The 6,000-nt window shown below is 29.6% G+C and carries 4 protein-coding genes; all 4 read left to right on the forward strand.

The window, feature by feature from the left end:
* Positions 1 to 36 precede the first annotated feature (36 nt).
* The 4 genes from QZ331_RS01085 to QZ331_RS01100 are packed head-to-tail and all read left to right on the forward strand — an operon-like array spanning position 37 to position 5,941.
* Positions 37 to 2,331: an ATP-binding protein gene (locus QZ331_RS01085; protein WP_294627229.1), complete on the forward strand. Its 2,295-nt coding sequence runs from the start codon at positions 37 to 39 to the stop codon at positions 2,329 to 2,331.
* The gene (locus QZ331_RS01090; RefSeq protein ID WP_294627231.1) at positions 2,321 to 3,400 is read left to right on the forward strand and encodes a hypothetical protein; all 1,080 of its coding nucleotides are present in this window, start codon (positions 2,321 to 2,323) and stop codon (positions 3,398 to 3,400) included. The genes QZ331_RS01085 and QZ331_RS01090 overlap by 11 nt, the downstream gene beginning before the upstream one ends.
* Entirely contained in the window at positions 3,390 to 4,079 is a 690-nt protein-coding gene (locus QZ331_RS01095) for a hypothetical protein (protein WP_294627233.1), read from the forward strand. The genes QZ331_RS01090 and QZ331_RS01095 overlap by 11 nt, the downstream gene beginning before the upstream one ends.
* Positions 4,079 to 5,941 carry an N-6 DNA methylase gene (locus QZ331_RS01100; RefSeq protein ID WP_122338969.1) on the forward strand — a complete coding sequence of 621 codons (1,863 nt, stop codon included), beginning with the start codon at positions 4,079 to 4,081 and terminating at the stop codon, positions 5,939 to 5,941. The genes QZ331_RS01095 and QZ331_RS01100 overlap by 1 nt, the downstream gene beginning before the upstream one ends.
* Positions 5,942 to 6,000 lie beyond the last annotated feature (59 nt).

Below are 6,000 nucleotides of genomic sequence, written 5' to 3' on the forward strand. Positions count from 1 at the left end.
TGTGTGGTTTAGAGTTGAAAAATAAACAACAAAGATATGACTGAATCTGAAGTAAAAGAAAAGTTATCACATCTTCTAAGTCAAGAATACTTAGACTATAGTGCAATTCTATCTTTATCTAGTGAACTCATTAAGTTCGATAAAGATAATGTTCGCTTTTCTGTTGATGCAGGTGTAATTGATAGATTGGGAAGTGAACTTGTTGCCAAACAAGAAACAGCAGTTTCTGAATTAATTAAAAATGCATATGATGCTGATGCAACATATGTAAAATTGGAATTTAAGGATTCAAATGATTTAGGTGGAACATTAACGATATCAGACAATGGCATTGGTATGTCAAGGGATGAATTGATTAATGGCTTTATGCGTATATCTTCTACAACTAAAATTCACCATAAATTTTCACCAGTTTTTAATAGAAGTAGAGCTGGACAAAAAGGTATTGGACGTTTTGCTGTTCAAAGATTAGGAAAGAAGTTATGTATTAGAACACAATCTAAAGATAATCTGTCAATTGCATATGAATTGGAAATTGACTGGGATAGTTATATTAATGATGTAGATTTATTTTCTATAACTAATAAGATAAAAGAAATAGCACCAATGCCCCAGCCTGGAACAATTCTTATTATTGATAATTTAACCGACAAATGGAGCAAGGCCTCTATTAAAAGAATTTACAAGTATATATCAGAAATAATACAACCATTTTCTCTTTCAGAAGAATTGTCTAAGAAAGAGGAATTTAAAGTGTCTATATCAAAAATAGACAATGATATCTCTGAAGAAATACAAGAGAAACAACTAAATGTTTATGATTACGCAACCGCTATATTTGATGGGGAAATAGATGAAACTGGTATTGGTAAAATTCACATCTCAAGTGATAAACTTGACATAGATGAAGAATTCTGTATTGGTAATGATTCTAATAATATCAATATTCCTTTTGACAAACTTAGAGGAGTTAAATTTAGAGTGTATTATTTTATATACAAAACAAATTTAATTCCCAAGATGCATGAGACAGCTATTCAAAAATTAGCGTCTCAAGCTGGTGGTATTAAATTGTATCGTAATGGATTTAGGGTCTTGCCTTATGCAGAACCTGGAAACGATTGGTTGAAATTAGATGCATCTACACGCCGAAGAACTCTTTTGCCCGTGCATGCCAATATTAATTTCTTTGGATTCGTTGAAATAACAGATGAAAATAATTTATTTCAAGAGACTTCCAGTAGAGAAGGAATTATAGAGAATGAAGCATTTGTTCAATTACAGAACTTCATCTATAGATCGATATTAACAGCTGTTGTACGTATTGCAGAGATACGAAATATTAAAATCGTATCCAACCAAAAAAAATATGACAAAACTCATTATGAAAAAATTGAAATAACGATTAACAATATTGCTACAACTATAGAAGAACTAGACAAATTATGGGATGATGAAATAATTGGAGCTGTTAATACGAAAAAAGCTAAAAAGAAATTTAGTGAAGCAAAGGCTGAATTTTTGAGGTTAAAGAAATTACAGAAAGAAGAAAGGGAAAGAACCTTTCAAGAAAAATCCATGTTAAGGGTGCTTAGTAGTATTGGCTTAACAATTGGGCAATTTATACACGAGATTAAATACTATTTAGTAAATATAAAATCAGATATAAACTTTTTATCAGAGGAACTCAAAGGCAACAATATTGTACAGGAACGTTTGCTTACATTAGAACGAAATTTTTCAGAATTTCATACATACACATCATATTTTAATAATATAATGTCAAATAATGTAGTAAGAGAATTAACCCCTATTGAAATTCGAACAGTTGTTGATGAATTTATATCGTCAATTAGTGCAGATTGTCAAAAAAGTAATATAACCTTTTTGACTCCTCAATATAATGGCGTGCTATTATTTACTAGACCAATGCATTCTTCAGAATGGTCTTCAATATTATTTAATTTCTATACTAATTCTAAGAAAGCAATTTATAGGAAAGGGGAAAAAGGAATAATAGGTATTGAATGTGGAGTTTCTGAAAAAATGATATATCTAGAATTTTCAGATAATGGCATTGGAATTCCTGAAGAATATGAAGAACGAATTTTTGACGAGTTCTTTACTACCACTTCAGCGATGAATTATGAAGATATTGATTCTGTAAATGCAGTTCTAGGCACCGGACTAGGGTTAAAAATTGTAAAAGATATTGTTGAAAGTTATAAAGGGAGGATATTTGTAACTTCTCCAAAAAATCAATTCAATACATGTATAAGAGTTGAAATACCTATGTTGGACGATAAAGATTTTGAAAAATATGGCTTATAAAATTTTATACTTAGAAGATTTAAATCCAGAAACTAAGGTCGCAGAACTTAGGAGTTATGGTTATGATGTAGATGCATATAAACCATCTTCTTTAGAAGAAACATTGTCTAAAATATCAATTGGTGAATATGATGCATTAATATTTGACTACAAGTTAACAGCAAACAGAGAAAAGAATGCTAATAAATTATATAATGCCCCTACAGTCGCTCAAACATTAAGAAGTACTGGCTTTAATGTACCAATAATTTTAGTGTCATCACAGAAAGTTATTACAGAATCATTTAATGCAGACTATACTAGTCAAGATTTATTTGATTTTTGTGTTTCAAAAGAAAACTTTTCTAAAGAAATTGAAAAATATTGCAAAAGGATTGACTCATTTATTAAGGCATATAAAGAGATTGAAGAACAAGCATTTAATATAACAAAAATCTTAAAGATTTCTAATGTACAATGGAAAGAATTAGATTATAGATTTAAAGAGCAAATAAATATGGCACATACAAAAACAAATGTATATGCTATATGTAGATTTATTCATTATGAATTATTACGTTCTATCGGTCCTTTAATTGGAGAAGATGTTTTGTCCGCAAGATTAGGCATATCTAAAAAATCCAAGGATTGGGATAAAGTTCTTGACTATTTGAAGCAATATCAATATAACGGGATTTTATCAGATGTCTATAGAAGATGGTGGTGGTTTGGTATTGAACAAATATTGAAAACAATATCTTCTGATTCATTACGTTTATTATCGGCAAATGACCGAGTTAAGATAATAAAAGACAAATTAAACATAACAGATTTAATTCCTATACAAATAGCCGAATATGCACAGAGTGATATGTTTTGGAGTATATGTAAGATTACGCATATTGCTATAGATCCTAATATTGATGGCTTTGATGCCCGTGCGCAACGAAATTTCCCTTGGCAAGAAAAAGAATTTGTGAGTGCATATGGAGTACTTAATGTTGCACCATTATGGCTAAAGAAATTAGATGCAAGTGATAGGCAAGCAATAAGAAAAATAGCTAAAAATATTGCAAAAGATGAAGAATGAGATAAAGAATGACCTAGAAGAACTTGTTAGTCTTATAGAATCTGAAGAAGATTTTGCAAAATTAATTGACACTACACCAATTCAAAACGCAATTAATAGTTTAGCGTCATCAAAAAATTGTTTTTATGACATCCAAAATTTGTCATTTGATATTAATAAAAAAATAAAGAAAATTCATCCAGATGTTGATAAAGTAACATTAATCATAAACAATAAGGTACACTACCAAGACAATGGGGGTATTATATATATTGGAGATTATAATTTGGATATAGTAATATATGGATATAAGAACCGTGATAAATACCAATATTGTTGGCATTTAGATAGGCATATAACAAAGGGGAATGATCGCTATTCTCATCCGGTATTCCATTTCCAAGCTGGGGGTAAACTTGCAGATATAAGTCTGAATAGTCCAGATACATTATATATAGGAATGCCGAGAGTCCCTCATCCTCCAATGGACATATTTCTTGTGATAAACTTTATTTTAGCTAACTTCTATGACAAAAAAGTATATAAGTTTGTGAATTCATTATTGGCTAATGAAAGATATTGTCAACTAATAAAAAAGGCACAATCACGTATTGTAGATCCGTATTTAAAGGGAATCTTTGATCCTAAGGCTCATAATGATTATAATATAAATACCATATATCCTACATACATTCAGTGATGAGACCACAAATATCTTCGTTTTTCAAGCATTTCTCTAAGGATGTAACAAGTATAAATAGGTTGCTTGTTACATCCTACATACATATCAATGAAATTAAGGTAAATAACAACCTCTTTATCAAAAAATATATTATAGAAGAATCAGAAGGGAGAGAATACCAATCCTTTGTATCATTTGTGAAACTTCTATCAAAGTTGGATCTTGAATATAATATTGAAAATCTTATAGAACTATTTGAATTTGTTATTTCTCCTGCGGAAAAAGAGGTAAATGGAGCTGTTTATACTCCTCAATATGTTCGTGAGTTTATTGTTCAAGGTTGCTTTGATAATTTCCCTTTGGATGATTGGCGGAATTTGAGAATAGCTGATATTTCATGTGGTTGTGGCGGTTTTTTTATATCTATAGCAGAGTATCTTAAAAATAAGATAGATACGACATACTATGATATATATAATCATTTATATGGTGTTGACATTGAAGAATATAGCATAGAACGCACAAAAATTCTATTAACTTTATATGCTATTCAGAATGGAGAAGATATAGAAGATTTCACTTTTAATCTTTTCTGTGGGAATTCATTAAATTTCGATTGGACTACCATTCCGATATATAATTTGAATAATGGTTTTGATATTGTCATAGGTAACCCTCCATATGTTGGAGCTTCTAAAATAACAGATGAAAGTCGCCAATATTTATCAAGATGGTCTGTGACAAAAACAGGTAAAACAGACTTATACATTCCATTTTTTCAGATAGCATTAGAATGTTTGAAAAAAGGTGGTGTACTTGGATATATTACCGTAAATAATTTCTATCGTAGTGTTAATGGCAGAGCATTTCGTTCATATATGTCTGCTAATGAATATAGCTTTAAAATAATAGATTTTGGCTCGGAACAAGTTTTTAGAGGTAGATCAACATATACATGTATTTGCTTTATAAATAAGCTGAAAGGGAATGTGTCTTATTGTAAAGCATCGAGTAGATCTTTAAATAATATTATAAATGATAGTTATTGTTGCCTTGATTACAAAAAATTAGATAATGAAAAAGGGTGGCTATTGCAAGATGATTCAATCGCATTGAATATACGAAAGATAGAGTCTACAGGAAAGCCATTAGGAAAGACTTTTGATATAAAGAATGGTTTTGCAACTTTGAAAAATGATGTTTTTATTTTGACTGTAATTAACGAAGATGCTGAGTTCTATTATTCTCAAAATAAATTAGGAGAGATTTTCAAAATTGAAAAGGACATCTGTAGAAATGTCATAAAGCCAAACACTTTGAAATCGGAGAAAGAGATATCAAATAAGATTGAGAGATTATTGTTTCCTTATTCTGTTCTAAATGGAACTGTAAAAGTAATGGAAGAAGATGTTTTAAAAAAACAATATCCATACGCATACAAATATTTATTGCATCATAGATCTGTATTGGCACAAAGGGATAAAGGAAAAAGAGAATATGAACAATGGTTTGCTTTTGGACGAACACAGGCTATAAATATTAGTGGATATAAATTGTTATTTCCATATATCGCAGAATATCCATATTTTGTTATATCAGAAGATAAAGACTTACTATTTTATAATGGATATGCAATAGTTTGTAACGACTTACAGGAACTGAAAGTTTTACAGAAAATATTACGTTCTGAAGTTTTTTGGTACTACATAAAACATACAAGCAAACCATATGGTAGTAATTATTTTGCACTTGCTAAAAATTATGTGAAAAACTTTGGACTCATAGAGCTTTCAGACGAACAAGAAGAAAAAATTCTATCATTAAAATCTGATACAGAGATAAATAATTACATAAAAGAAATATATGAATTAGATTTATAGCATAAAGTGTAATAGTCAAGACTTGTTCTGACATTTGTTTTACTATCGGACAAAAAAAC

It is taken from the genome of uncultured Bacteroides sp., assembly GCF_910586915.1.
Lineage (GTDB): Bacteria > Bacteroidota > Bacteroidia > Bacteroidales > Bacteroidaceae > Bacteroides.

Coding starts and splice junctions, on each gene's coding strand:
- QZ331_RS01090 (WP_294627231.1), top strand. CDS start 2,321: ATGGCTTATAAAATTTTATACTTAGAAGATTTAAATCCAGAAACTAAG.
- QZ331_RS01085 (WP_294627229.1), top strand. CDS start 37: ATGACTGAATCTGAAGTAAAAGAAAAGTTATCACATCTTCTAAGTCAA.
- QZ331_RS01095 (WP_294627233.1), top strand. CDS start 3,390: ATGAAGAATGAGATAAAGAATGACCTAGAAGAACTTGTTAGTCTTATA.
- QZ331_RS01100 (WP_122338969.1), top strand. CDS start 4,079: ATGAGACCACAAATATCTTCGTTTTTCAAGCATTTCTCTAAGGATGTA.